Annotated in this window: 20 protein-coding genes; 6 read left to right on the top strand and 14 right to left on the bottom strand. The window is 63.3% G+C overall.

Annotated elements, in window-relative coordinates; all coding sequences use genetic code 11:
- Nucleotides 1-18: 18 nt before the first annotated feature.
- Together AC1DT6_RS31535 and AC1DT6_RS31530 are read right to left on the bottom strand one after the other, a co-directional pair.
- Entirely contained in the window at nt 19-1,092 is a 1,074-nt protein-coding gene (locus tag AC1DT6_RS31535; protein ID WP_477111642.1) for a phosphotransferase family protein, read from the bottom strand.
- Nucleotides 1,093-1,113: 21 nt separating this feature from the next.
- Nucleotides 1,114-1,875: an SDR family NAD(P)-dependent oxidoreductase gene (locus tag AC1DT6_RS31530; RefSeq protein WP_441630352.1), complete on the bottom strand. Its 762-nt coding sequence runs from the start codon at nt 1,873-1,875 to the stop codon at nt 1,114-1,116.
- Between the two features lie 547 nt (nt 1,876-2,422).
- On the opposite strand from AC1DT6_RS31530, the gene AC1DT6_RS31525 reads away from it, so the two are divergent.
- Nucleotides 2,423-3,709 (top strand): hypothetical protein, encoded by a 1,287-nt coding sequence (locus tag AC1DT6_RS31525; protein ID WP_441630350.1) that lies wholly within the window; start codon nt 2,423-2,425, stop codon nt 3,707-3,709.
- Between the two features lie 394 nt (nt 3,710-4,103).
- Here AC1DT6_RS31525 and AC1DT6_RS31520 read toward each other — a convergent pair whose 3' ends face one another.
- The 4 genes from AC1DT6_RS31520 to AC1DT6_RS31505 all read right to left on the bottom strand — a co-directional run bounded on the left by AC1DT6_RS31520 (nt 4,104) and on the right by AC1DT6_RS31505 (nt 7,634).
- Nucleotides 4,104-4,748 carry an FMN-dependent NADH-azoreductase gene (locus tag AC1DT6_RS31520; protein WP_441630348.1) on the bottom strand — a complete coding sequence of 215 codons (645 nt, stop codon included), beginning with the start codon at nt 4,746-4,748 and terminating at the stop codon, nt 4,104-4,106.
- A gap of 92 nt (nt 4,749-4,840) precedes the next feature.
- Nucleotides 4,841-6,001 (bottom strand): porin, encoded by a 1,161-nt coding sequence (locus AC1DT6_RS31515; RefSeq protein WP_441630346.1) that lies wholly within the window; start codon nt 5,999-6,001, stop codon nt 4,841-4,843.
- A gap of 74 nt (nt 6,002-6,075) precedes the next feature.
- Complete coding sequence (locus tag AC1DT6_RS31510; RefSeq protein WP_441630344.1) at nt 6,076-6,618, bottom strand: VOC family protein; 543 nt, start codon at nt 6,616-6,618, stop codon at nt 6,076-6,078.
- Between the two features lie 74 nt (nt 6,619-6,692).
- Complete coding sequence (locus AC1DT6_RS31505) at nt 6,693-7,634, bottom strand: Bug family tripartite tricarboxylate transporter substrate binding protein (protein WP_441630342.1); 942 nt, start codon at nt 7,632-7,634, stop codon at nt 6,693-6,695.
- Here AC1DT6_RS31505 and AC1DT6_RS31500 point away from each other — a divergent pair.
- From AC1DT6_RS31500 to AC1DT6_RS31490, 3 genes are all read left to right on the top strand, one after another.
- Nucleotides 7,624-8,037, top strand: coding sequence for a substrate-binding domain-containing protein (locus AC1DT6_RS31500; RefSeq protein WP_477115195.1), 414 nt, complete (start codon nt 7,624-7,626; stop codon nt 8,035-8,037). The genes AC1DT6_RS31505 and AC1DT6_RS31500 overlap by 11 nt on opposite strands.
- Nucleotides 8,038-8,404: 367 nt before the next feature.
- Entirely contained in the window at nt 8,405-10,045 is a 1,641-nt protein-coding gene (locus tag AC1DT6_RS31495; RefSeq protein ID WP_441630338.1) for a long-chain-fatty-acid--CoA ligase, read from the top strand.
- A 92-nt stretch (nt 10,046-10,137) separates the two neighbouring features.
- Nucleotides 10,138-11,406: an ABC transporter substrate-binding protein gene (locus tag AC1DT6_RS31490; RefSeq protein ID WP_441630336.1), complete on the top strand. Its 1,269-nt coding sequence runs from the start codon at nt 10,138-10,140 to the stop codon at nt 11,404-11,406.
- A 40-nt stretch (nt 11,407-11,446) separates the two neighbouring features.
- On the opposite strand, the gene AC1DT6_RS31485 is transcribed toward AC1DT6_RS31490, so the two are convergent.
- Entirely contained in the window at nt 11,447-14,143 is a 2,697-nt protein-coding gene (locus AC1DT6_RS31485; protein ID WP_441630334.1) for a winged helix-turn-helix domain-containing protein, read from the bottom strand.
- A 254-nt stretch (nt 14,144-14,397) separates the two neighbouring features.
- Between AC1DT6_RS31485 and AC1DT6_RS31480 the strand changes: the two genes are divergently transcribed.
- Nucleotides 14,398-15,555 (top strand): acyl-CoA dehydrogenase family protein, encoded by a 1,158-nt coding sequence (locus AC1DT6_RS31480; RefSeq protein WP_441630332.1) that lies wholly within the window; start codon nt 14,398-14,400, stop codon nt 15,553-15,555.
- Nucleotides 15,556-15,626: 71 nt separating this feature from the next.
- Here AC1DT6_RS31480 and AC1DT6_RS31475 read toward each other — a convergent pair whose 3' ends face one another.
- Genes AC1DT6_RS31475 through AC1DT6_RS31465 form a run of 3 tightly spaced genes read right to left on the bottom strand, consistent with a single transcriptional unit; the run spans nt 15,627 to nt 20,194 of the window.
- Entirely contained in the window at nt 15,627-16,787 is a 1,161-nt protein-coding gene (locus AC1DT6_RS31475; RefSeq protein ID WP_441630331.1) for an acyl-CoA dehydrogenase family protein, read from the bottom strand.
- Nucleotides 16,784-18,937 carry a 3-hydroxyacyl-CoA dehydrogenase NAD-binding domain-containing protein gene (locus tag AC1DT6_RS31470; protein ID WP_441630329.1) on the bottom strand — a complete coding sequence of 718 codons (2,154 nt, stop codon included), beginning with the start codon at nt 18,935-18,937 and terminating at the stop codon, nt 16,784-16,786. The genes AC1DT6_RS31475 and AC1DT6_RS31470 overlap by 4 nt, the downstream gene beginning before the upstream one ends.
- A gap of 51 nt (nt 18,938-18,988) precedes the next feature.
- Complete coding sequence (locus tag AC1DT6_RS31465) at nt 18,989-20,194, bottom strand: acetyl-CoA C-acetyltransferase (RefSeq protein WP_441630327.1); 1,206 nt, start codon at nt 20,192-20,194, stop codon at nt 18,989-18,991.
- A 347-nt stretch (nt 20,195-20,541) separates the two neighbouring features.
- Between AC1DT6_RS31465 and AC1DT6_RS31460 the strand changes: the two genes are divergently transcribed.
- Nucleotides 20,542-21,531, top strand: a complete 990-nt coding sequence (locus AC1DT6_RS31460) for a Bug family tripartite tricarboxylate transporter substrate binding protein (protein ID WP_441630325.1) — start codon at nt 20,542-20,544, stop codon at nt 21,529-21,531.
- Between the two features lie 292 nt (nt 21,532-21,823).
- Here the strand turns inward: AC1DT6_RS31460 and AC1DT6_RS31455 are convergent, their stop codons facing one another.
- The 4 genes from AC1DT6_RS31455 to AC1DT6_RS31440 form a co-directional block, all read right to left on the bottom strand.
- Nucleotides 21,824-22,321, bottom strand: a complete 498-nt coding sequence (locus tag AC1DT6_RS31455) for a MarR family winged helix-turn-helix transcriptional regulator (protein WP_035870275.1) — start codon at nt 22,319-22,321, stop codon at nt 21,824-21,826.
- A gap of 152 nt (nt 22,322-22,473) precedes the next feature.
- On the bottom strand, nt 22,474-23,478 hold the full coding sequence (locus tag AC1DT6_RS31450; protein ID WP_441630322.1) for a Bug family tripartite tricarboxylate transporter substrate binding protein: 1,005 nt from the start codon (nt 23,476-23,478) through the stop codon (nt 22,474-22,476).
- Nucleotides 23,479-23,507: 29 nt separating this feature from the next.
- Entirely contained in the window at nt 23,508-24,707 is a 1,200-nt protein-coding gene (locus AC1DT6_RS31445; RefSeq protein WP_441630320.1) for a Gfo/Idh/MocA family protein, read from the bottom strand.
- A complete protein-coding gene (locus AC1DT6_RS31440; RefSeq protein WP_477103917.1) occupies nt 24,704-25,678 on the bottom strand; it encodes a PDR/VanB family oxidoreductase in 975 nt (324 codons plus the stop codon). Before AC1DT6_RS31440 ends, AC1DT6_RS31445 begins: the two co-directional genes overlap by 4 nt.
- Between the last annotated feature and the right edge of the window lie 17 nt (nt 25,679-25,695).

Below are 25,695 nucleotides of genomic sequence, written 5' to 3'. Positions count from 1 at the left end.
CGGACCTGCGTGTCGTTTCTACTGCGTGCCGCTCCGGCGCGCGCATCGCCAGCTCAGATCGGCCAACGGCCGTACCTTCGCTTCCATGCTCGCGGCATCGGCCGCTGACGCATTGCCTCCCGCCGCGCGCGCCGCAACGCCGCGCAGGATGGCGGCCATGCGAAACAGGTTATAGGCGAGATAGAAGTCCCAATTGCGAATGGCGTCGATGCCGCGCGCGCGGCAGTAGTCCTCGACGAACGCGTGCTCCTGCGGAATGCCGAGCGCAGCCAGGTCGACCCCCGCCACGCCGCGCCACAGGTCAGGCGGAACGCACCACGACATGCAGAAGTACGAGAGGTCCGCCAGCGGATGCCCTAGCGTGGAGAGTTCCCAGTCGAGCACGGCGACCACGCGCGGCTCGGTTGGATGGATGATCAGGTTGTCCATGCGCATATCACCATGTACGACGCAGGTCTCATCGCCATCGGGAATGTGGGCTGGCAACCATTCCATCAATGCTTCCATTGCCTCGATCGGCGCACCTCCCGAACTGCGGTACTGGCGGCTCCAGCGGTCGATCTGCCGCGCGAAGTAATTGCCCGGCCGGCCGAAAGTGTCCAGGCCGGCCGGGCCATGGTCCACGCCGTGCAGCGCGACCAAAACGCGGTTGATGTCCGCGTATATCGCCTTCCGCTCGGCCACGGCGAGCCCGGGCAGGGTGGGATCGACAAAGTTCCTGCCGCGCACGTACTCCATCAGAAAGAACGGTGTGCCAATCAGCGAGGCATCATCGCAATAGGCCACCATGCGAGGCACCGGAACGCCGCTGCCGTTCAGGGCCTGCATCACCCGGTATTCCCGGTCAATGGCGTGCGCGGACGGCAGCAGCGCCCCTGGCGGCTGCTTACGCAGGACAAATGCGTCGCTCGCCGCCTGGAGCAGGAAGGTCGGGTTCGACTGTCCGCCCGACAGTACGCACGCATTCAAGCCGCGTGGGTCCAATCCTGCCTGGCGCATCCAGTCGGCCAGGCGTTCAAGATCAAGGTCGGCGCAGCCAACGGAGCCCCCTGGGGGCGATGTCAGGTTGGAAACCAAAGGCGAAGAGGGCATGGTTGGGCGTCTACCGGAAGGTCAGAGGGAGGAAACAAGATGGCCGCCGTCGATGGCAAGCACCGCACCCGTCATGAACGTCGCGGCATCGGAGGCCAGCAGCAGGAGCGCTCCGTTGAGATATTCAGGCTGCCCGACCCGGCGCTGCGGCACGCGGCGGATCAGTGCCTGTCCGGCCTCGCTGGCAAAGAAGTCGCGGTTGAGGTCGGTTTCGATATAGCCCGGTGCGAGCGCGTTGACCCGGACGCCATGCCGGGCCCATTCGAGCGCCAGCGCCTGCGTCAGATGGATCAATCCGGCCTTGGCGGCGGCATAGGCCGGCACTTGCTGCGCCACCCGCAGACCGAGGATCGAGGCGATATTGATGATCGATCCCTCGCGCTGCGCGATCATGCGCTGGCCGGCAGTTTGCGCGACGCGCCATGCGCCGTTCAGGTTCACGTCGATGACGCTCTGCCAGTCATGCGCATCGCACTCCACAGCAGGGCGCGTTACGGCAATGCCGGCGTTGTTGACGACGATTTGCACAGGCCCGCCGAGCCGCGATTCCGCGGCGTCAAAGGCGTCAGCGACCGAAGCGGCGTCCGTCACATCCATGGGCACTACGCAGGCCGTGCCACGATCCCGCTCGATCCGGGCCGCGACCTGCCGGCCCGCCTCGACACGACGGCCAGCCAGCGCCACCTGAACACCGGCACCGGCCAGCACCGTTGCGAAATGACTGCCCAGTCCGCCGAAAGCACCCGTCACCAGGGCTCGCTTGCCGCGCAGATCCTCGAACATGCTGTTCTCCCGTCATCGTGATTGCCGAATCGGCACGAGGGATTATCTGCGTCGGCACAGGAACCCGCATCATTCGAAGGGATGATTTGCTGCCCACGCGGAAATGGGCCGCAGACAGCGGGCCAGGTGGCACTCGCGAATTCATCCCATCGAACGAGGCGRCTGGAACTAGTGCTCACCATACTTGCTTCTGACCTCAACAACCCGCTAGCGCTGGTGAATTTCTCGGGTAAGTACCCATTCAATAATTGTTAGTGGGCTAAGCATAATAGATCGAGCGGACCCTGAATTCGGAACGAGAGGCGTCGCGACGACATGACTTCAGTAACACCAATGCCAGCGACGATGACCTTGGCCGTGACGTGCGATAGCTGGGGAGAAATGGGAAGCGAGACGATACCGGAGCCATTCAACGGCAAGAGATACGCCTGGGAATCGCTGCTTCCGGTCGCGACCGTGCCTGACGGAAACTGTCCACGTCAGCGGACAAAGCCTCCGGGTGCGTCAAGAACTGAATTCACCAAATAATATCTTCGGAGATGTATGAATGCGGCTACTTTCGAAAACGTACTGGAATGGAACTTGGGTGAAGTTTCGCGAGCCAGTCGATGCATTTGCGACTTGCGAACAGGTTACGGCCTACGCCAACGATGGCGCACAAAGCCGAGGCCTATATTGGACACCAAAGAAAAATCCGCGTCCTCGCGTCGCCATTGTAGCGGCCCATCCGAGGGTGGATTTTAGCCAACACTACGCATTTCCCGGCTTACTGCGCGCGGGATATGCCTGCCTTGGCGCTAATGTTCGCACGCTGAACAATGACATGACCTGCGTCCACGAACAGATCATCCTGGACATTGCGGCCCAAGTCCGGTGGTTGAAGGAGCACCGCGGGGTGGAGAAGGTCATCTGGCTCGGTAACTCAGGTGGGGGGTCACTTGGCGGATTCTACCAATCGCAAGCCCGGCTGGAGCCATCGAGGCGTCTTGAATTGACGCCTGCGGGTCGGCCGACCGCGCTGCGTACCGCAGTGATGCCGGCCTTCGATGCGATGATCGTCTCGGCAGCGCATACAGGGCAAGGTCTGGTCGTCAACGAGACGATCGACCCCTCCGTCGTGGACGAGCACAATCCGCGGCTGACCGATCCGAGCCTCGACATGTATGACCCGATCAACGGGTTCAAGCCTGCGCCGCAGTGGTCGCGATACAGTTCGGCGTTTATCCAGCGCTACCGTAGGGCGCAGCTCGACAGGGTTGCGCGCATCGACGCGATAGCGCGAGCCTTGATCGCAGAGCAGAGCGATGCGGAGTGCCTGGCTGCCGGGCCGGAGTTCTCGGCTTTGACGCCGCCGCGGCAGCGAGCGATTTTGCAGCGCAGTGTGTTTCAACCGGTGATGACGATCTACCGAACGATGGCGAATCCGAATTACACGGATAACTCGCTCGATCCCGGAAATCGCGGCTACGGCAGCCTGCTCAGCGATCGTCCGGATCTGATGAATCTCCAGTTGCTCGGCTTCGCACGCGTCGTAACACCGGACGCCTGGCTTTCGACGTGGTCCGGCTTGTCAAGCAATGCCAACTTCCTGAAGACCGCACCGACGATCAAGGAACCGGTGATGGTCATCCATGCGGGACGCGATCTGGACTGCTACATGCAGACGCACTCCAGGGCAATCTTCGCCGCGTTCGGAAGCCAGGACAAAACGTTCGAGGACTTCGCGGATCAGTTGCACTACTTCGAGCCGGATGAGGGCGAGCCAGAGAATGCAGGCGCCTTGGCCCAGACCGCGAAGGTCGTGCCATGGGTCGAGTCGAGGATGCCACTGTAGCGCGCTCTGCAATCCGCCYGACACAATAAAAACGAAAAGATCAGGCCGCGGAAGGGATCACTGCTGCGCACCCCTTCGGGTAGGGGCGTCGGGGTGACGCGTGCCTTTTCAGTCGGGCGGGTTCCAACGCGCACTAACAAGAACCGGAGGGGAAGAGAATCGAAATGGGAAAATCACTGTTGGGGCTTGGGCCGCAGGCGACATTTGCGGGGGCGTACATCCCTACCGGCATGGCATCCTGCAACGAGCATTCGCGCTCAATGCTCACGTCGTTTAGCAGCTGCGCGCAAGCGACTCCCGATCAACGCCTTGATCGGATGGCGCGGCAGCCTCGTGCCGGTTGCCGCGATTCATACAAGCCCCAATAGCGGCCTTACTGTCTGCCGCAGGCGGCTTAAGCTGTTTTCAGTGTCCTGATTTCCGCAGCCGCCTTTTCCAGGCCTGCTTTGGCGGCATCGGGCCCAAACGCCAAACCTTCAGCGCGGACCACGGTTACATCGGCGATGCCGATGAAGGCAAGCAATTGTTTCAAATGCGGAACCATGAAGTCCGCCGTTGCGGTGGGTCCTTTGCTGTAGACACTGCCCGTGGCAACCAGCAGGATGGCGCGCTTACCCTTCACCAGACCCTCCGGGCCCGAAGCCGTGTAGCGGAAGGTGCGGCCCGCTTGCAGCACATAATCAAACCACGTTTTCAATTGCACCGGCACACCGAAGTTATACATTCCAGCGGACAGGACAACGGTGTCTGCCGCTTTGAGTTCGTCGATCAGGGTTGTCACCAGGGCTGTCTGTGCCTTCTGCACTGAGTCTAGCGCGTCAGCGGGGGCGAACAACGCATCAAGCAAGGCACCATCGAGGACTGGCAGCGGATTCCCGCCCAGGTCGCGCTCCAGGATTTCATTCCCCGGGATGACACCTAGCTGTTCCTTGAGGCGAGCAGCCAGTTGACCCGAGGCCGAGGCTGCGCCACGAATGCTGCTTTGGATGAATAGAAATTTTGGCATCTGGCTTTCAGTGTGATGGGTGAGGGCGAACATACTTCGAATACGCCTCCGATCCGGGGTGCAGAAACGGATAGCATGCCCCCGATCGAGAGGCGTTCTGTCTGGCGCCGATCGCCGGCGCCCGATCAAAAGATAACGCGTAGGCCCGCAGCCACGGCGACCTGGCTCTTCTGACCGTTGGCAAGGCCGTTCAAGGTGGTGGGGTTGCCGTAGCCGTATGACGCACCGGTTTGCAGCAGGGTGTCATAGTCCACTGGGCCGTTGTGCGCGTAGGCGCCGACCAGGTAGACGGTGGTGCGCTTTGAAAGCGAGTAGGCCCCCATCAGGCTGAACTGGCTGAAATTCGGCAGGCTGGCAGCCTTCGTGTTCGGGGAGAGGGACGCGCCCAGGACTTGATCGTAGTAGTAGCCCGCGATCAGTTTCATGGCGGGCGTCATACTGTAGCTCATGCCGGCCCAATAGACGTTGTCGCGAATCGCCGTGACACCATTGCCGTACCTGGAGTCCCGCCAGCGATATCCGCCCATGAACCGGATGGGGCCGGTTTCATAGCTGGCGGCAATGAATGCCTTGCGGTCCTCCCCGATCGGAGACGTCGCGGTTAGCGCATTGTTAATCTGGTCATAGCCCGTGGCGATGCCAAACGATTCACCGAGGTAGTAGACCCCCGCACCGAAGGCAGCCTGAGCACGAGAATTGCCTGGCACTTCGCCATTGGGGATGGTCGACATCTGGCCGCCCTGAAACGCAAATCCCGTTCCGAAGGAGTAGTGCGCCAACACATGGGTGTTGCCAAAATCTCCGGTATATTTGACCATGTTGTCTTCGCGATAGGCTGCACCCGCGATCGTATTGGCCGGCTCATAGGCAACGCTAGTCTTGAACGGCAGGAAGTTCACCATCGTTTCCATCAAGCTGGTGTATTGCCTGCCCAATGAAACCTTGCCGAAGCCGCTTTTCGTCAGGCCGATTGCCGCTTGGCGATAGAACAACTGCGAAGCGGAGACGAGCTTACCGTCCCCCGGCGTGAAACCGCTCTCGAGCCAGAAGGTTGCCTTCAAGCCATCGCCAAGGTCTTCTTCCCCTCTCAAGCCCCAGCGTGACGCGGAGAGCCCCCCATATTTTTGCAGTCCGACGAGACTACCGGCACTCGTTGCGGTCGATGCCCGGTTCACGTACTCGATCCCGGTATCGAAGACCCCGTACAAGGTGACGCTCGATTGCGCACGCGCCAGAGAAGAACTCAGGCTGCAGAGCACTGCAGCCGCAATAGCTATTTTCCTCAATTTAATGTCTCCCGATTTATTTTTTTGTTTTAATTGCTAAAGCTGGAACTATGCGATAACCATCCTTCGCGTGCTCAGCTGCGAGCGACCGATGCCGGTTCGCAGATCACATCGAGCTCACGTGTCCAGCATGCAAACTCAAGGCTAATGTCATCAGGATCGAAAAAATAGACTGAGCGCATGAAGACATCATCGTTCATGGTTTCGGTGATTTTTTGCGGAGAGTCGTCGTGATTCAGAACGCGTGAAATCTCGATGCCTTCTTCCTCCAGGCGCGCAACATAGGCATCGAACTTCTCAGCCGGCACGTGGAAGGCGAGATGGTTCAACGAACCATGCGCTGTCGTGATCGACCCGTTCCCCGGGAGCGATTCGGGTGCAGCGATCCCTGGATGCGCTTGCGGGGCATCGGGAAACCAGAAGAAGGCGATTGCGTCGCCATTGCCCATATCGAAAAAGAAGTGCTGGCCCCGTCCACCCGGGAGATCAATCGTCTTGATCAAGGGCATCCCGAGCCTGTCCCGATAAAACTCGATCGTCCTGGTCATATCCTTGCAGACCATGGCTACATGGTTCACGCCCCGGATGTCGAACTTGGTATTTACCTTTCTCACCATTGCTGCTTCTCCTCATTGAGTGACTTGTACTTCTTGTGCAGACCCACCGGTAACAGCGGAGTACAGCCGAGCCGCTACTGCGGCTCCACGCCCATGCTGCGCAGCAGGTCGTTGGTCATGGCGAATTCGACTGCGATGTCGCGCGCAAACGGTGCCGGCTCCTTGAGCGTGGGGTGAGCGCCGCCAATGCTGGTGTTGAGGAACTTCTCGTAGTCCGGTGTATGGCACACGTCGTTGAGAGCACTGACCAGGCGCCTCTGCACCTCGACAGGCAGGCCCTTGGGCGCTACCAGGCCAATCCAGGGCGTGGTCTGCAGGAGGGGCGCATCCACACCCTGCTCCTTGTAGGTCGGCACATCGGGCAGCAGGGCGCTGCGAGCGGCTCCCTGGACGGCGAGCGGCTGTGCGTAGCCTTTCTGGACATACTGGGCCACGAGCGCCGGCGGGCCGGCGGTGATGTTGATGTTGTTGCTCACGATGTCCTGGAACGCCGGCGCCGCGCCCTTGTAGGGCACGTGAAGGAAAGACACGTCCGCCGAGCGCTCCAGTATCACCATGATCTGGTGCACGGCGGTGCCGGTACCCCAGGAGCCGAAGGTGATCTTGCCCGGGTTGGCCCTGGCGGCCTGGAACAGCTCCCGCAAGTTCTTGACGCCCAACTGCCGATTGGCAAATAGCACCATCTGCCCTTCCATGACCTGAAACAGCGGCGTCAGATCCTTGCGCACGTCGTAGCCGGGCTTTTTTACAAGGGAGGCAACGCTGATCACAGAGTCCGCGATGGCGACGCCCAGGGTATAGCCATCGGCGGGCGCGCGCGCCACTTCGGCCGTGCCGATCGCGCCATTGGCACCGGCCTTGTTTTCCACGATCACCGGCTGGCCCAGGCGCACCGTCAGCATTTCGGCCACCTTGCGCCCGACGACGTCGGCGGTGCCGCCCGCGGGGAAGGGGTTGATGAGGCGGATGACGCGGTTAGGGTAGTTCTGCTGGGCCCATGTGCGCGTGCCCGCCATCCCACTGGCCAAAAAGGGCAAGGTCGACGCGAGCGAACTCAATCGCTACCYGTGGCTGTTGCCGGCGTGGGCCTCGACCTGGAACAGGCGGTTCCAGGTCGAGCTCCAGGCGTTGGGCCTCGAGCAGCCGCAACGCGCGCTGTTGAGCAATTCGTTTCAAGCCCTGCGCCAGATGCTGCTGGACTACGAGGCACTGGCCATCTTGCCACTCGAGTACGTGGGGGCCGACATTCGGGCTGGCGTGTTGAAGCAGTTGCCGATTCGACATGTCTTTGCGAAGACCCAGTACTGGGCCTATGTCAAGCGTGGACGCGCCATGTCTTTGGCTTCCATTGCCTTTCGCGATAGCCTCATTGCCTTTGCAAGGCAAACGGGCAAGGCGCCGGCGGCGGACCCGTTGTGAAGCGTCAATAGACAATGTCTTGAGCCAGGCCCGGAGATACGCTCTCTATCCAAAGGCAGATCAGACCCGAGGCAAGCACCCGCTTCCCGTTCAGATCTTCGAACATTAGCCCCCAGCCATTTTCCAGCGTACCCAGGTGCATCGTCATCTGCCGGATAGCGTTCTCTCCAGCCAGTCTGCCGCGTGCCTCGTTCAGAGGAATGATCTGGCAACCGCGGGAAAACCCGGGCAGGGAGGCGCCCGAAGAATCATCCGTTCGAACGAGGCGACGCCCTGGTTCCCCCACAGATAATCGACTCGCAGGCTGTGTCCCTTGGCAGGGCGTCGATACCTGTGCCCAACGACAAGACAAAAAGGAGACTACCGGATGACCACTGCGACGCTTTCCTATTCGATGGAAATGCCCATGCTGCTTTCCACGTTGCTGCATGGTGCGGCACGCCACCACCGCAAGACGGAAATCGTATCGGTGATCGACGGCAGCACACATCGCCAGAGCTACGGCGAATGCGAATTGCGCGCACGCAAGGTCGCGCAGATGCTGCTTGCCCAGGGCGCGCAGCCGGGCGACCGCATCGCCACGCTGGCGTGGAACGATCATCGCCATCTGGAGCTGTACTTCGGCATCAGTGGCATGGGCGCGATTTGCCACACGATCAACCCGCGGCTGTTCGCCGAGCAGGTAGTGCACATCGTCAACCATGCGCAAGATCGCTTCGTGGTGTTCTCGCCCGACTTCCTGCCGCTGCTCTCGTCAATTGCGCCGCAGTGTCCTGGCGTGGAGCAGTGGATCATGCTGGGCGAGCCGGGCGACGGGCTCGAGCTGAACGGCATGGCCGTGGCCAGCTTCGAGGCCTTGCTGGCGCACCACGAGGGGATCTGCGGCTGGCCCGAGCTGGATGAGCGCAGTGCCGCGTTCCTTTGCTACACGTCCGGTACGACCGGCCTGCCGAAGGGCGTGGCATACGGGCACCGCGCCACGGTCCTGCACGCTTATGCGTGCGCGCTGCCCGATGCGCACAACCTGTCGGCACGGGACGTGGTGATGCCAGTGGTGCCAATGTTCCATGCCAACGCCTGGGAAGCGCCTTTCTCGGCGACACTCACCGGCGCAAAGCTCGTACTGCCGGGTGGCCGGCTCGACGGTGAATCGCTGTATCGCCTGATCGAGCAAGAGGGCGTGACGTTCTCGATTGGCGTGCCGACGGTGTGGTTCTCACTGCTGCGCCACATGCAGCAGCATGGCTTGCGTTTCCGCACATTGCGCCGGCTGCTGCTGGGCGGTGCGGCCACGCCGCCGGCCATGATCGAAGGCTTCGCCGAGCTGGGCGTCGAGCTCTACCAGGGCTGGGGCATGACGGAAACTGCCGCGCTGACAACCTGCGCCCGCCCGCTGCACCACCAGGCGGGGCTGTCGGACGCCGAATTGCGCAAGACGATTTACCGCAGCGCCGGCCGTGCCGCGGCCGGCGCCGACATGCGCGTAGTCGATCCTGAAAACCGGGAAATCGCCTGGGGAAGCGGCATCGCCGGCTCCTTGCAGGTGCGGGCACCGTGGGCCATTACCCGCTACTACGGGGCTGCCGATTCTGCGTTGCAGGACGGCTGGCTGCCCACCGGCGACATCGCCGAGATCGACGAAGACGGCTTCATGCGCCTCACGGACCGAAGCAAGGATGTCATCAAATCCGGCGGCGAGTGGATTTCCTCTGTGGAGATCGAGAACATTGCTGCCAGCATCCCCGGTGTGCACCTGGCAGCGTGCATCGCGGCCGCGCATCCGAAATGGGGCGAACGCCCGCTGCTGGTCGTGCAGCGCAAGCCTGGCAGCAGTGTGTCCGAGCAGGAAGTGCTGGCCGAACTGGAAGGCAAGATCGTCAAATGGTCGCTTCCGGATGCGGTCGTATTCATTGACGAGATGCCGCTGACAGCAACGGGCAAGCTCTTCAAGTTGCAATTGCGCGAACGCTATGGCAAACACCTGGCGGACAGGATGCAGGCAGCCTGAGCGCAATCTCCACGCGAAGCGAAACCCAAAGGCGGCAGCAGAACCGTCAACACAAATGACAGGCCAAAGCGCCATTCCAAGGAGACTATCGCATGAAATCGCAGCAATCCCGGGCAGGATCCCGCCCCCAGCTTTCACTGTCTGTCCTGTTGGCGCTGATGCTGGCTGGCGCGGCGCCCGGCCTGGCATCCGCCGCCGCGCAGCCCGCTGGCCTGTCGGATGGCGAAGTCCGCATCGGCGTGCTGACCGATCTGTCGGGCATCTACGCGGATGCAAGTGGGCGAGGCTCGGTGCTGGCCGCACAGATGGCGATCGACGACTTTACGGCGCAGGCCAGGCCCGCCTTCAACGTCAAGCTGCTTTCCGGCGACATGCAACTCAAGCCGGATGTCGGGGCCAATATCGCGCGCACATGGTTCGACCGCGAGGGTGTCGACATGATAGTGGACTTGCCTTCCTCAGCCGTGACACTGGCTGTGATGAACCTCGCAGCCGAGAAGAATCGCGTGGTCATCCCCACCGGGCCCGCCTCGCTGCGCATCACCAATGAGGACTGCATGCCCACTACGCTCCACTGGGCTTACGACGAGTACTCCCAAGGCCAGGGCACCGCGCGCGCCATTACCGATGCCGGTCACAAGACCTGGTATTTCATCGAGGCCGACTACGCCGGCGGCAAGGCACTGCGCAACGGGTTCGAGGAAGCGCTGAAGGCTGCCGGCGGCAAGGTCGTGGGTAGCGCGAAGCACCCGCTCGGCGCAGCCGACTTCTCGTCGCAGATCGTGCAGGCCCAGGCCTCCAAGGCGGAGGTCATCGGCATGGCCAATGCGGCCGGCGACTCGGCGAACCTTGTCAAGCAGGCCGCGCAATTTGGTGTCACACCCAAGCAGATCATGGCCGCGTCGCTGATCCATATCACCGACATCCACGGGCTGGGCCTGAAATCGACCAAGGGCATGTACCTGACCGACGGCTTCTACTGGGATCGCAATGAGGAGACGCGCGCGTGGTCGCGCCGCTTCTTCGAAAAGCAGAAGAAAATGCCAACCATGGTTCAGGTCGGTACCTACTCGGCAGTGCTCCACTACCTGAAGGGTGTCAATGCCGCGGGGACCGACGAGGCGAAGGCAACCGTGGCAGCCATGAAGGCGATGCCGGTCAACGATGTGTTCGCCAAGAACGGCCGCATCCGCGAAGACGGCCGCATGGTCCACGACATGTACCTGTTCGAGGTCAAGAAGCCGGAGGACGCCAAGTACGCGTGGGACTACTACGCGCTGCGCGCGACCATCCCGGCCGACAAGGCCTTCCGCCCGCTATCGCAGTCCAGCTGCAAGTACGTCAAGCCGCAGAAGACCTGATCCGCGAGCGTGCCGGCGTTGTTGCACAGCGCCGGCGTCGTCAGGCGATCAGCCCCAGCTTGCGCGCGACAGCCACGGCGTGCGTGCGCGACGAAGCGCCGAGCTTGGCATTGATGCTGCGCAGGTGCGTCTTGACGGTCGTTTCCGAGACAAAAAGCCGGACCGCCATTTCCTTGTTCGCCATCCCGTCGGCCAGCAGGTGGAGCACCTTCAGTTCCTTCTTGGTCAGGCCCTGGCCATCCTGCACCGGATGGGCGTTCGCCATGGCTGGCACTGCGCCCTTCGGCGCGGCGCCGCTGCGCTCGGCAAACATGCCGGCGAGTTGCGCCACCAGAGCGCGGGCCGCCGGCGACAGCTGCGGGCCGCCGCGCGTCCCGCCTGCGCCCACCGCGCCTATCATGCGAGCCACCGGCTCGCCCTCGTCGATGAACGTACTGACGAAGCCTTCGCTGGCGCCGAATTCCAGTGCCGGCGCCAGCTCCTGCAGCGCAAGCGCACTGTCGCCCGCGGCCTGCAATGCCGTTGCCAGCAGGATGCGCAGCTTCAGTGCCCGGCGCCCTCGCTGTGCTGCCTGGGCCAGCGCCAGCGCCTCGCGCAGCGCTTGCGCGGCGCCGGCGGGGTTGCCAAACGCGATCTCCAGCCTGCAATGCGCCAGTTCCACGGTCTCGACGTCGTTGGCATGCGGCACGAACTCCGGGCCGAACGACCAGGCGCGCAGCGCCCGCGCCGCCGCCAGTTCCAGTTCCGCGCCATCGCGGTCGCCGCGCTGCACGGCGATGCGAGAACGCTCCAGCCGCGCGTTGGCGACCATGCGCAACAGCCCGGTCCGGTAGCCCATCTGCTCGCAGTCGTGGAGCCATAACATCGCGTCCTCCTCGCGGCCGTCAGCTAGCGCACCCCGGCATAACAGCACAAAGGTGACAATGAGCGGATCGATATAGGCCGCCTCGCGGATCAGCGGCAGGTAGGCGCTCAGCAAACGCTGCGCCTGATCGCTGCGTCCCGATTCATAGAGGGCTTCGGCCAGGAAGGCCCCGGCGATCTCCTGCCCGTCCACGCGCTGTTCGCCCCGGCTCGCGTCGGGTTCGTGCGCGCCGCGGTAGCGTGTCAGCGCCTGCCGCAACCGGCCCTGGACCAGGTCGATCGATCCGTCCAGGCAATGCGCCACGCGCATGTTCGCCCCGCCGCCGATGCCGGCGTGGACCTGCCGGCTGCTGTCCAGCATCCGGCGCGCCTGTTCGAAGTGACCCAGGTAGATATGACAGGACGCCAATGAATTGAGTTGCACGCCATAGGGAAACACGTGGCTTGGGGAGAGCTTGCGCAAGCAGTCCTGCCATGCGGCGTAGGCCTGGTCGAGCTTGTCGCCCAGCGCCAGGATAAAGGCATGCAGCGCAAGCATGTGCGCGGCAATCTCGGCATCGCGCTCGCCTGCGTCGTGCATGTCTTCGAGCATGCGCAATGCCTTGTCGCCGCGATGCAGGAACGTCAGCGCCCAGGCCTGCACCAGCCTGAGCCGTGGACGGTTCGACAGGCTGCCGGGCGGCAGGCATTCAAACCAGCGCGCCAGCAGGCGGACCCGTCCCTGCCAAAGCAGCGGGTCGGCGTGCTGCTGCAGCAAGTCCAGTGCGGTGCAGAAGTCTTCCGCCTTGAGCGCGTGCTCGATGGCGGGCACAGGCCGGCCCTGTCCGACAAACCATTCGCTCGCCAGGCGGTGCAGCCTGGCGATCTCCACGCCGCCGTGCAGTTGCGCCAACCGTGCCTTGAGAAAGTCGGAGAACAGGCTGTGATAGCGGTACCACTGGCCGGCCGCATCGAGGCTGGTAAGGAACAGATTCTCGTGCGCGAGCCGTTCCAGCATCGCGGTGCCGTCGCCGCGCCCGGTCACCGCATTGCAGAGTTCGGCGCTGAACGGACCCAGCAGCGATGTCTTCAACAGGAAATCCTGCACTTCGGGCGACTGGCGTGAGAGCACGTCTTCGGCCAGGTAGTCCGCCACGGCTGCATCGGAGCCGGAGAATGTACCGATGAACGCCGAAACATCCTCGCAGCGCTGCATGGCCAGCACCGCCAGCCAGATCGCCACGACCCAGCCCTCCGTGCGCAGGTGCAGCTTGCGCAGGTCTTCCTTGGAAACGCTTTGCCCGATGCGCTCGCGCAGGTAGGCGCCTGTCTCTTCGAGGGTGAAGCGCAATGCGTCGGTCGTGATCTCGAGCAGCCGGCCGTGGGCCCGCAGCCTGCCGAGCCCCAGTTCCGGTGTGCCGCGCGAGCCGACCACGAACTTGCCGTGTGCCGGCATCTGTCCGATCAGCTGGCGCAGGAATTCCAGCGCGGCCGGGTTGTGCAGCGCCTCGAAGTCATCGAGGAATATGGCGAATGGCACCGGGAAGCGCGTCAACCGGTCGACCAGCGTATCCGTCGGCAAACCGTCTTGCCCGGCCGCGATCACGTCTTCGTTCCCCTCGCACAGGGCATCCACTGCCACGTTTAGGGATGCCAGGAAGATGGAGAAGTCGTTATCCGCGGCTCCCAACTGGCACCACGCCGTACGCATGCCGGCGGCCACACACGCCGCATGGATATCGAGCATGGTGTTCGTCTTGCCAAAGCCGGCCGGCGCCTGCACCGAAACGAGCCGCACATCGCTGGCCTGTATGACGGGCGCCGCCAGGCGGTCCCGGGCCAGGTGCGTGCGCAGTCGCTGGGGAACAAGGAACTTGGCGGGCGGGGTACGCATGGCAATCCGGGTGGACTTCGCTACTGGTTGGGATAAGCGTGGATTCTATCCGCTCATGGCGCTATCCTGTGCCGGTCATGGCGTGCTCTGCCGGTATCGACGCCACAATGCGGGAAAATCGTCCCTTTGGATGAAGTATCGCCCGTGCGCAGGCGCTAACCTTGGCGGCACCCCGGCTTGGCCCGGCCCAAGCGTGTACCCGCCTGCCGGCCGCACACCGGCAGGCGTCACCACAGCACCAGAGCGAGACGAATATGGACTTCAGTTTGAATGCCGCGCAGCAGGCCTTGCAGGCACGCACCCGCGAGTTCATCGCGGAACACATCATGCCGATGGAGCGCGATCCCAGGCAGACCGCGCACGGACCCACCGAAGCGCTCCGCGCGGAGCTGGTTGCAAAAGCCCGCGCCGCCGGCCTGTTGACGCCGCACGCCTCGAAGGAGGCAGGCGGCCTTGGCCTGAGCCATGCCGACAAGGCGATTGTGTTCGAAGAAGCGGGGTATTCGCCTCTTGGTCCGGTCGCGCTGAACATCCACGCCCCCGACGAAGGCAATATCCACCTGATGGAAATCGTGGCGACGCCGGCGCAGAAGAAGCGCTGGCTGCAACCCCTGATCGACGGACACACACGCTCCTGCTTTTGCATGACGGAACCGTCGCCAGGTGCCGGAGCGGACCCGTCCATGCTCCAGACCGTCGCGGTCCAGGATGGCGACGACTACCTCATCACCGGCCGCAAGTGGTTCATTACCGGTGCCACGGGCGCCACCTTCGCCATCATCATGGCGCGCATGGAAGACGGCACGGCAACGATGTTCCTTGCCGACATGGACCAGCCGGGCGTGGAAATCGAGCGCCAGATGGATGCCCTCGACACTTGCTTCACCGGCGGGCATGCCGTCGTGCGGTTCGACAAGCTGCGCGTGCCGGCCACCGATGTCCTCGGCAAGGTGGGGGAAGGCTTTCGCTATGCGCAGTTGCGTCTCGCCCCCGCCCGCCTTACCCACTGCATGCGCTGGCTTGGAGCGGCACGGCGCGCCCATGACGTGGCGGCTGACTATGCCCGGCAGCGCCGCGCGTTCGGCCGTAGCCTGGTCGAGCACGAAGGCGTGGGCTTCATGCTTGCCGACAACGAGATGGAACTGCACATTGCCCGGCTGACCATCTGGCATTGCGCCTGGGTCCTGGACCAGGGCGAGAAAGGCCGGCACGAGTCAAGCCAGGCCAAGGTGATCTGTTCCGAAGCCCTGTGGCGCATCGTGGATCGCTCTGTCCAGGTGCTGGGTGGCAGCGGCGTAACCGACGAGACCGTCGTCGCCCGCATTTTCCGGGACATGCGCGCATTCCGCATCTACGACGGCCCTTCGGAAGTCCATCGCTGGAGCATGGCGAACCGCATCGCGCGGGGATAGGAATACGGGCGTTTCCGTTGGCCGGAAACGCCCGTATTCTTCTGTCGGCCTGTACGGGGAAGACCCGTGCGCTAGGCCATGCGCTCCGACAACCCCAGCGAGCGGCCGACAATCTCCAGCATGATCTCCGAGCTTCCCGCATAGATCCGCGACACTCGCGCATCGCGGTACATACGGCTGATCCGGTATTCGTCCATATAGCCGGCTCCGCCGTGGAACTGCAGGCAATCGTCGATCAGGCGATTCTCCAGTTCTGAAGTCAACAGCTTGGCCGAGGCGGCTGTCGGCGCATCCAGCCGCCCGGCGTTGTGCTCAATGACCAGTGTGTCGATCCAGGACTGCATCGCGTCGAGTTCCGCATGCTTGCGCGCCAGTGCGAACCGTGTGTTCTGGAAAGCGCCCAGCGGACGGCCGAACGCACGTCGCGCCTTCACGTAGTCCAGCGTCAGGTCCAGCGCCACCTGCGCGTGCGCGACCGACTGGCAGGCACTGAGCAACCGTTCTTCCGCCAGTCCTTCCGCCAGGTAGCCGAGCCCCTTCGCGGGGTCACCCAGCAGGTTGGCATCCGGTACGAATACGTTGTCGAAGAACAGTTCTGCCGTGTCCTGCGCGTCAAGGCCAAGCTTGTCCAGCTTGCGCCCCCGTTCGAAGCCGGGCATGCCGCGTTCCACCAGGAAGAGCCCGAAGGCGCGTGGCTGGGCCGGATCGGTGCGGGCCACCACGATGACCGCATCGGCATTCAGCCCGTTCGAGATATACGTCTTCGTGCCCTGCAGCAGCCAGCCGCCGTCGGTTTTCCGCGCGCGCGCCTGGATGCCCGCCAGGTCCGAGCCTGTTCCGGGCTCGGTCATGGCAATGGCAAGAATGCGCTTGCCGCTTGCCGCATCGGGCAGCAGCCGCGCCTTCTGTTCATCATTGCCCAGGCGTGCGATGTATGGCGCTACCAGCCGTGAATGCAGCGTAAAGAACACGCCGATGTCGCCATGCCGGATCATCTCTTCGTACAGGATCTGTTCGTAGCGGAAGTCCGCCATGCCGGCGCCCCCATACTGCTCGGCGGCCCACATCAGCAACAGGCCCTGCTCGCCGGCCTTCTCGAAGACGGTACGATCACAACACCCGCCCTTGCGCCAGGCATCGACATGCGGCGCCACCTCCTTGCGGATGAACCGTGCCACCGCGTCGCGGAACTGGTCGTGCTCGGGCTCGAAGATTCTACGTTTCGTGCTCATGCCGCCTCCTTGCTGTAGAACGGCTCGCCGCGCCGTGCGCGTTCGCGAAGGGCCTGCGTAGGCCGGAACCGGGAGCCGTAAGCGTCGGCAAGCGCATCGCAGGCAAGCACGAAGGCGCGTACGCCAAGGGTGTCGACCAGCGACAGGGGCCCGCCAGTCCATGCCGGGAAACCGAGTCCAAGGATGGCGCCAATGTCCGCGTCTTCCGGCGCCGAGATCACGCCTTCTTCCATGCAACGGACCGATTCCAATGCCTGGACATGCAGGAGACGCCGTTTCACTGCTTCCAGTCCGGGTTGCTGTCGCGCCGCCGGGTACTCTTGCGCCAGTCCCGGCCACAGGCGCTTCTTGCCGCCCTCCGGGTAGTCGTAAAATCCGCCGCCGCGCTTGCGGCCCAGCCTGTCAATGGCATTCATGCGGGCGATGACCGGCTGTGCGTGGATGCGGCGCAGCGGCTCGGGCACACCGTCCGCCTCGGCCTGCCTGACCACGCGCTGCTGCAGGTCCAGCGACACTTCGTCCAGTACGGCCAACGGGCTCACCGCCATGCCGGCCATGCGGGCGGCGTTCTCGATCAGCGCCGGCTTGACACCCTCGGCAAGCATCGCCATTGCCTCGTCGACGTATGCGCAGAAGATGCGGCTGGTGTAGAAGCCCGGACTGTCATTGACCACGATGGGCGTCTTCCTCAGCCGGGCAGCCAGGTCCATCGCGTGCGCCAGGGTTTCGCGCGATGTCCGCTCGCCCAGGATGATCTCCAGCAAAGGCATGCGGTCCACCGGGGAGAAGAAATGCATGCCGATGAAGCGCTCCGGCCTGCCGGTGCCCGTGGCCAGGCTGGTGATGGGCAAGGTGGACGTATTCGAAGCAAAGATCGCCGTGGGCGACAGCACGGCCAGCGCACGGGCGATCACATCGGCTTTGACAGCGCGATCTTCGAACACGGCTTCGATCACGAAGTCGCAACCGTCGAGGTCGGCGTACTGCGCCGTCGCATGAATCAGCTTGCCCGCGTGCTGCGCGGGTTCGCTTTGCGTCGTTGACACCGCCGCGCGGGTTGCCATCTCCATGGCGCGGAGCCGGCCAGCGGCCGCTTGCTCGCGTGTGGCATCGAGCAGTACCACTTCGATGCCGGCCCGCGCAGCGGCGAACGCGATGCCTGCCCCCATCATGCCTGCGCCGAGAATCCCGAGCCGTTGCGCCGCCCCCCGGGGAATGCCCTGCGGACGGTGCGCAAGCCGCTCGTAGCGCTTGCGGTTGACGAACTGCGTGCGGACAAGGTTGCGTGCGACAGGGTCCGCGGCGAGCTGCGCGAAGTACTGAGCTTCGATCGCCATGCCGCGGTCGAAGGGAAGCTGCGTGCCCTCATAGACGGCCGAAAGAATCGCCAGCGGCGCCGGATAGTTGCCGTGCGTGCGGCTGCGGACTTGCGCGATGCCGGTATGGAAGCTGCGCAACGCATGCTCGGCCAGCGCGCCGGCGCCCCCTGGCAGGCGGTAGCCGTCCCGGTCCCAGGGCTGGCGCGCGCCGCGATTGGCCAGCAGCCAGCGCTTGGCGCGCATCACCAGCTCCGCGCACGGTGCGATCTCATCCACGACGCCGAGCGCCAGCGCGCGCTCGGGGGCGAGGGGGGTGCCATCCAGCAGCAGCGGCAACGCGGCTTCAATCCCGAGCAGGCGTGGCAGGCGCTGGGTTCCGCCACCGGCCGGCAACAGGCCGACCCCGACTTCTGGCAGCCCGACGCGCGTATCGGGCGCATCCGACAGCACGCGGTAGTGGCAGGCCAGGCAAAGCTCCAGCCCGCCGCCGAGCGCCGTGCCGTTGATGGCGGCAGCGAACGGCTTGCCGCCGGTCTCCAAGCGGCGCATGAAAAGGTTCTCGGCGACGAAACCGGGCAGCGCGCTTCGCCCCTGCGTCAGCGCTGCCTCCAGACGGCCAAGCACCGCGTTGAGGTCTGCGCCGGCGAGGAAACCGTCCTTGCCGGAAGTGATGATGGCGCCGACGATCGCGTCGTTGGCCAGCACGTGCTCGACTGCCTCGCTCATCCCAGCCGTCAAGGCCGGCGTATAGACGTTGACGGGCCGATCGGCGCAGTCGATTGTGATCAGTGCAATCCCGTCTTGATCGACGGAAACGGAAATGGGCTTCATCAGTACGTTTCCTGATTGGGGGTGCGGTATGGCTTGAACATAGTCCGCAGGTTAAACACGCTCGATCAGCGTCGCGGTGGCCTGGCCGGCAGCAGCGCACAAGGTAACCAGCCCACGGTGCAAGTCGCGACGCTCCAGTTCGTCGAGCAGCGTGCCCAGCAGCATGGCACCGGTCGCACCCAGCGGATGGCCCAGCGCAATCGCACCGCCATTGACGTTGACCTTCGCGTGGTCGATATCGAAGGCCCGCATGAATACCAGCGGTACGACGGAGAACGCCTCATTGACTTCGAAGAGATCGATGTCGGCAATGCGCAAGCCGCTGCGCGCCAGCAGCTTCTTCGTGACAGGGACCGGCCCCCCCAGGTTCATGTTGGGATCGCTGCCAAGCGAGGCAAAGTGGCGGATGCGGGCGCGCGGCCTCAGACCGGCGCGTTCGCCGAACGCCTTGCTGCCGACCAGCACCACGGCGGCGCCATCGACAATGGCGCTGGCGTTGCCGCTTGTGTGGATATGCTCGATCTGCTCCAGTTCCGGATAGCGCTGCAGGGCGATCGCGTCGAAGCCCTGCTTTCCGGCGCCGGCAAACGCAGGCGCCAGCTTCTTGAGGCCTTCCATGCTGGTCTCGGGCCGGACGGCTTCATCCCGCGCCAGGACGACGTCGCCGGTCACGTTGCGCACCGGAATCAGCGATCGGTCAAAATGACCTTGCTGGCTTGCATGCGCCGCGCGCTTCTGGCTCTCCAACGCATACGCGTCCACGTCGTGACGCGTCAGGTCCTCCAGAGTGGCAATCAGGTCGGCCGCCACGCCATTCGGCATGTAAGGAAACTGCCGCGTAATGGACGGATCGGTATAGATTGCACCGCCATCCGAGCCGATGGGCACGCGCGACATCGATTCGACGCCTCCGCCGAGGGCCGCTTCGATCTGGCCGGCCATGATCGCCGCCGCGGCCTGGTTGACGGTATCGAGGCCGGATACACAGAAGCGGTTGAGCTGGTAGCCCGGCACGCTCTCGCCGTAGCCCGCTGCCAGCAACGCGATGCGCGTCAGGTCGGAACCTTGTTCGCCCAGGGGCATGACAATGCCCAGGCCTGCTTCCTCGATGAGTGTCGGATCCAGCTCATGGCGCTCGCGCAGCGCACGCAGCGTCTGCGCGGCGAGCGAGACAGGCGTGATGTCGCGCAAGGCTCCGGTGTCGCGGCCCCTGCCGCGCGGCGTTCGGACGGCGTCATAAAGAAAGGCTTCGTTCATTTCGATTCCTGGTCTGCATGGGTTCGGACCGGGCGGCAAGCGCGCGCGGCCTCCGCGGTACCACATATTTTGCGAAAGGATTATGTTGTGCCGCCCGGGCGACTCGCCTCGTTCAAAGGGATGAATATTCGGTGGGCGTCGGTCTGCTTGGCCTTCGAGACAGCGTCGGCGGACATCTCCCAGCCTCCACACGAGGTACTTCAGCAGCCTGAACTGGGGCGTGACTAGGGTAAGTCCGCATTCGGATATTGTTAGGGCCATAAGCATAATTGTTTCGGGAGGCACAGGTGCTCACGGTGCGATGCCTCGCGACGAGGAGACCCGCATCACAATCAGGGGGAGAAAGAATGAAAGATCTTGTCAGCAAGAAGCGCCGTCTTATCTTGAGCGGGCTGAGCATTGCAGCGCTGGCATCGATGCAGAAGCCGGCAATGGCTCAACGCGGGGCGTGGCCGGATCACCCAATCAAGCTCGTGGTGCCAGTCGCCCCTGGCGGAGTTGCAGACGCTATCGCGCGCCGATTTGCAAAGAACGTGGCGGAACAGCTTGGGCAGCAGATCGTCGTGGAGAATCGCCCCGGCGCCAGCACGATCATCGGAACCCTTGCCGTTGCGAAGGCCCCACCGGACGGCTATACGATTCTCCTCGCACAGACCGCTCATATCCAGAATCCAATTCATTTCAAGAAGGTCGCCTATGATCCGCTGAAGGATTTCACGCCTCTGGGCAGGATCGGACTAAGCGCAACGGTTGTTGTGGTTCGTCCCGATTTGGGCATAAAGAATGTCGATGAATTCGTTAAAGCCGCTCGAGGTAAGCGCTGGAGCTATGGCGCAGGGTCAACCGGACCGCAGGTGATTTTGGAGATTTTCAATAAGGAGAATGATCTGGGAATGACCGGGGTATTGTACAAAGGGGAGTCTCCTGCCCTTACCGATCTGCTTGGTGGCCAGATTGAGATGGGATTGTTTTCCGTGTTTGCTGCCAAGAGCTACCTGCTCTCCGGCAAGCTCACGCCCATTGCCGTTATCGGCGAAAAGCGGGTGGCCTCACTGCCAAATGTGCCGACGTTTGCCGAGCAAGGGCACAACGAGATGAGCTATGGGGGAGGCTGGTATGCCTTTTTGGCCCCGGCGAACGTACCGCCGGAAATTGCAGGCCGTCTGAGCCGGGCTATCAAGGCATTCCTCGACAACCCGGTCGAGAGAAAGTACCTGGAGGATATGGACGTTATTGTAAATTGGACTAATGGTAATGCGTTCGCGCCACAAATGAGGCAGGACATGGAGGCTTGGCGCGGGATGGTAAATCGCTCCAAGGTTGTTATAGATCAGTAATTTTCCGGAGGAGGATGAGGATATCTGCCATCGCACCGTGGACGTCAATGTCCGAAGCCTGTGGTTTTGCGTGAAGGGCCAGATCGCCCAGATGTCGACGGGGGAGGGCGGGGGACGATTAGGCGCCGCACCTTCAGAAGGCGGCGAGAGATATCCGCTAGGGCGATACAGCACGCCGGAGGAAATTGCTTCGGGCATCCCCTGGCTGAGTTCGGCAGACGCTGCCTCGGTGATTGGCAGCATCATGGCAATTGATGCGGGTTACACGGCGGCAAAATCCGGGCAGCCGGAGCTACTCCGCCTGGGCATCGGCACCGAGATTGTTGATCATCAGGAGCAGCGCACGGCGAGTCGTCTCCACTTCCTTGGCTGGAATGCCATTCAGTGCCAATGCGTTGACTTCTTCGGCAAGCGGAACAAGCAGCTTCTTCAACTTCCTGCCCAGAGGCGTCAGGAACACGTAGATATTCTTGCGGTTGTCGGGCCGCTGCTCGAGACTGACGTAGCCCAGTTTTTCCATGGCTTTGAGGGCGACTACCGTGGTGGGTTCCATCACGCCTGCCTCTATGCTGAGCTCGCGCTTCGTCAGGCCGTCGCGCTCCCATAGGATGCGCAGGAAGGTCCAGTGCCCCAACTGCACATCGTGGCGGGCAAGCCTCGTCTGCAGCGCTCGCAAGAATCCCCGCGTTGCGTCCTTGACGAGATGTGCCATCCGATCGTTGGGGACTGCTTCGTGCCAGTGCCGCAGCATGCGACTGGCAATTTCGGTATCTCTGGTGTTGCTCGGCATGGAAAGGTCCGGAAGCTCTTCAAGAGGAATTTGTTTATGAGCCTAATATTAACACCATGCCGGGAATGGGCTGCGCCGACACGGATCGGCAGGTGGAGATCGCGCGAGCGGAACCGGCGATGTGATTGCCGGATATCCGCTGCAGGATCATGCTACTCCGCGACTACCTGGGCCATCTTGATGGCTTCGGCATAGCGCGCTGTCTCGTCGCCGAGTGCCTTGGCGTAGTCCGCGCTCGACCCGCCCACCGGCTCTATGCCAGCGACGTGCAACTGCGCGATGACTTCGGGCATCTTGACGGCATTCGCGATGGCGTCTGCCATCTGCTTCACCACGGCATCGGGCGTTCCCGCCGCCGCGAGCACGCCAACGGTCACGGCGTAGTCGTACCCGGGCACCACTTCCGAGATCGCCGGAATCTGCGGTGCGAGCTTGGAGCGCTGCAGTGAGTTGGTGCCAAGGATCTTCACCTGGCCAGACTTCACGAAGCCCGATAGCGAGGGCAAGGCGGCGAACACCACTTGCACCTGGTCCCCGATCAGCGCCGGGACGGATTGGCCGGAGCCGCGGAAGGGAATGTGCCTGATATCGATCTTGAGTGAGGCCTTCAGCGCTTCCATCGATAGTTGATGCGTGCTCCCTATGCCGGACGAGCCGTAGTTGAGCTGGCCAGGCTTCGACTTTGCAAGCGCAATGAATGATTGAAGCGAGTTTGCCGGCACACGGGCATTGACGGCTAGAAACAGCGGAGATCTCGCCGCCAATGAGACCGGCACGAAATCGCGCTTGGGCTCATAGGACAGATCCTTGTAGATCGCAGGATTGATTGTCATCATCGACCCGTCGGTGACCAGAAAGGTATAGCCGTCGGCGGGACTCGTCTTGAGCGCCTGCGCAGCTACCACGCCATTGGCGCCGGGACGATTCTCGACCACGAACGGCTTGCCCAGCCGTTGTGTCAATTGCTGCGACAGGATACGGGCAACGGTGTCGGGCAGACCGCCCGGCGCATAGGGAACGATCAGCCGGATCGCCTTGGTAGGCCAGGAATCGGCGCCTGCCAGCGCCGCCGTTGGGGCGAATGCGGCGGCCGTCAGGCATAGGCATAGGCATCGGCACAGCTTGCGCCGTGCGAGATGGTTGGGGGGGCGTCTCATGGTGTCTCCTCTCTTTATATAGTGCGCCGCTATGTCGGGTAAGTCTGATGCGGCAACTCGATGTCCCGGGCCTCACGCGCCGAAGACAGCATCGCGAGGCAGACTTCGAGCGTGGCCTTTGCCCAGGGTCCGCCGTGGATTGGGCGCCGTCCGTGAACGACGGCGTCAATCAGTTCGTCGATGACCTCGAAACGCGGCACCGACGGTGCCGGCAGCGGGATGTGTTCCCGTTCCCTATCGCCATAGACCCAGATGCCGTCTGGCATGGGGCGGATGTCGGCATGCTCGCAGCTGACGATGACCGGCCCGAAGTGCTGGTGAGCGAGCGGGGGAGACGCGCCGGCGGGCGATGTCCAGGATGGCCCGCCGTAGGTGGCGTCCGCCTTGAGTCGTGTTTCCGCCTCGGCCGAGCCGATGCCGGCCAGCCTGCGCCGCGCCTTGCCGTAGTCCTCTTCGTGGGCCGGGAAACCCATTTCGGTGAATCCGCCGTTCCACGGGTCCGAGTCGAAGCGGCCATAGCCGCTATAGGTCAGGGAGGCATAACTCCCGTTCTCGAACCAGAGCATGGCGGAATAGGCGCCTTCGGTCGGTCTGGATGGATCCCATTGGCCAAGCGTCGCCCGGACCCGACTGGCCGGGGAACCGGCGAGCAGGCGGACCACGTCGACCTGATGCGCCGCCTGGCTGAAGACAACTCCGCCGCCAGCCTCGGTCTGAAGTTCCTCCGGGCGCCGCGGCCGGTAGAGAAAGTCCGTGTAGTTCAGGGCGTGGATCATCCGCACCGCGCCGAAGCGGCCCGAGTCGAGCAGGTGACGCGTGTGCAGGTAGGGCGAGTCAAAGCTGTGGCAATGCCCGACGATCATTTGCACGTTGGCCCGAGCGCACGCCTCGATCATCTGGTCGCACTCCGCCATCGACAATGCCATCGGCTTTTCGACCAGCAGGTGCTTGCCATTCGCCGCGGCAAGGCATGCGTGGGCGGCATGAAACTGATGTGGACTGGCTACGTAGACTGCATCGATGGCAGGCGAGCATGCCATCTCGGACAGGTCCTCGTACACCGGGGCGCCGAAATCGCGCGCAAACTGCCGGCGCGCGGTGTCACGCGGGTCGCAGGCGGCGGCGAGGACCACACGCTCGTCCGCGAGGAAGGTGGGCAGCATGAGCGAGAATGCCCGGCCGAGTCCGACGACGCCCAGGCGCACCTTTCCGTCAGGTTTTCGTTTCATAGCTCGATCACGAGTTCGGCGCTTCTCGCACGCGAGACGCAGATCATCACCTGGCCTTCCAGTTCCTCCGGCATCAGGACCATGTCACGGTGGTCCGCCTCGCCCGCCACCAGCGTGGTGCGGCAAGTACCGCAGGTTCCGCTCTCGCAGGAAGAAGGGACCTCGCAGCCATGCTGACGCAGGACATTCAGGATACTCATGCCCACCGGAACCTCGAAGCGCTGTCCGGTACTGTTCAGCACAACATCGAACGGCTTGTCGTCCACGCGCACCTCGCCTCCCTCGTTGAAGCTCTCAAAGTGGATCTTCGTGGCGGGCCAGTGACCCGACATGTCACGCACGGCGTTCATCAGCCCGCGCGGCCCGCAGCAGTAGACGTGCGTGTCGCACGGCTGCTCCAGCACCGGCCACAGGTCGAATGCCTTGTCGGGATCCCCGAAGTCATGATGGATCGTTACCTTGCCCCGGAGTTCGGGTGCCTGCAACGCATCCAGGAACGCGGTGGTCTCCGGTGAGCGCGTGAAATAGTAGAGCTTCCACTTGGCCGTCGACAGTTCCCCAAAGCTGCGGATCATCGACAGGATGGGCGTGATGCCGATGCCACCGGCGATGAAGATGAACGCCCTGGCATTGCCGACGAGAGGGAATGCATTCTCCGGCACGCCAACGGGAAGCAGGTCGCCTTCCCTGGCGTCGTCGCAAAGGCTCACGGAGCCGCCCTGGCCGTCGGCGTCACGCTTCACGGTGATGATGTAACGGTGACGTTCCGCGGGGTCGTTGCACAGCGAGTACTTCCTCGGCAGGCCGTTGGGCGTCTGCACCTTGATATGCGAGCCTGGCGTGAAAGGAGGCAGGTCGGTGCCATCGGGCTGCACGAGCTCGAAGCTGCGGATCCCTTCCGCCGGGTCATGGATGCGGGCGATACGCAAGAGCATCCGCGTATCGGCGAGGGGCTGTGTGATGGTCGTCATAAATCTCTCATTTCAGG

It is taken from the genome of Cupriavidus sp. 01L45 (assembly GCF_056399885.1).
The sequence above is the reverse complement of the archived record's forward strand: the minus strand, read 5'-3'. Positions and strand labels throughout refer to the sequence as shown.

Coding starts and splice junctions, on each gene's coding strand:
- AC1DT6_RS31535 (WP_477111642.1), bottom strand. CDS start 1,092: ATGCCCTCTTCGCCTTTGGTTTCCAACCTGACATCGCCCCCAGGGGGC.
- AC1DT6_RS31530 (WP_441630352.1), bottom strand. CDS start 1,875: ATGTTCGAGGATCTGCGCGGCAAGCGAGCCCTGGTGACGGGTGCTTTC.
- AC1DT6_RS31525 (WP_441630350.1), top strand. CDS start 2,423: ATGCGGCTACTTTCGAAAACGTACTGGAATGGAACTTGGGTGAAGTTT.
- AC1DT6_RS31520 (WP_441630348.1), bottom strand. CDS start 4,748: ATGTTCGCCCTCACCCATCACACTGAAAGCCAGATGCCAAAATTTCTA.
- AC1DT6_RS31510 (WP_441630344.1), bottom strand. CDS start 6,618: ATGGTGAGAAAGGTAAATACCAAGTTCGACATCCGGGGCGTGAACCAT.
- AC1DT6_RS31505 (WP_441630342.1), bottom strand. CDS start 7,634: ATGGCGGGCACGCGCACATGGGCCCAGCAGAACTACCCTAACCGCGTC.
- AC1DT6_RS31495 (WP_441630338.1), top strand. CDS start 8,405: ATGACCACTGCGACGCTTTCCTATTCGATGGAAATGCCCATGCTGCTT.
- AC1DT6_RS31490 (WP_441630336.1), top strand. CDS start 10,138: ATGAAATCGCAGCAATCCCGGGCAGGATCCCGCCCCCAGCTTTCACTG.
- AC1DT6_RS31485 (WP_441630334.1), bottom strand. CDS start 14,143: ATGCGTACCCCGCCCGCCAAGTTCCTTGTTCCCCAGCGACTGCGCACG.
- AC1DT6_RS31480 (WP_441630332.1), top strand. CDS start 14,398: ATGGACTTCAGTTTGAATGCCGCGCAGCAGGCCTTGCAGGCACGCACC.
- AC1DT6_RS31475 (WP_441630331.1), bottom strand. CDS start 16,787: ATGAGCACGAAACGTAGAATCTTCGAGCCCGAGCACGACCAGTTCCGC.
- AC1DT6_RS31470 (WP_441630329.1), bottom strand. CDS start 18,937: ATGAAGCCCATTTCCGTTTCCGTCGATCAAGACGGGATTGCACTGATC.
- AC1DT6_RS31465 (WP_441630327.1), bottom strand. CDS start 20,194: ATGAACGAAGCCTTTCTTTATGACGCCGTCCGAACGCCGCGCGGCAGG.
- AC1DT6_RS31460 (WP_441630325.1), top strand. CDS start 20,542: ATGAAAGATCTTGTCAGCAAGAAGCGCCGTCTTATCTTGAGCGGGCTG.
- AC1DT6_RS31455 (WP_035870275.1), bottom strand. CDS start 22,321: ATGCCGAGCAACACCAGAGATACCGAAATTGCCAGTCGCATGCTGCGG.
- AC1DT6_RS31450 (WP_441630322.1), bottom strand. CDS start 23,478: ATGAGACGCCCCCCCAACCATCTCGCACGGCGCAAGCTGTGCCGATGC.
- AC1DT6_RS31445 (WP_441630320.1), bottom strand. CDS start 24,707: ATGAAACGAAAACCTGACGGAAAGGTGCGCCTGGGCGTCGTCGGACTC.
- AC1DT6_RS31440 (WP_477103917.1), bottom strand. CDS start 25,678: ATGACGACCATCACACAGCCCCTCGCCGATACGCGGATGCTCTTGCGT.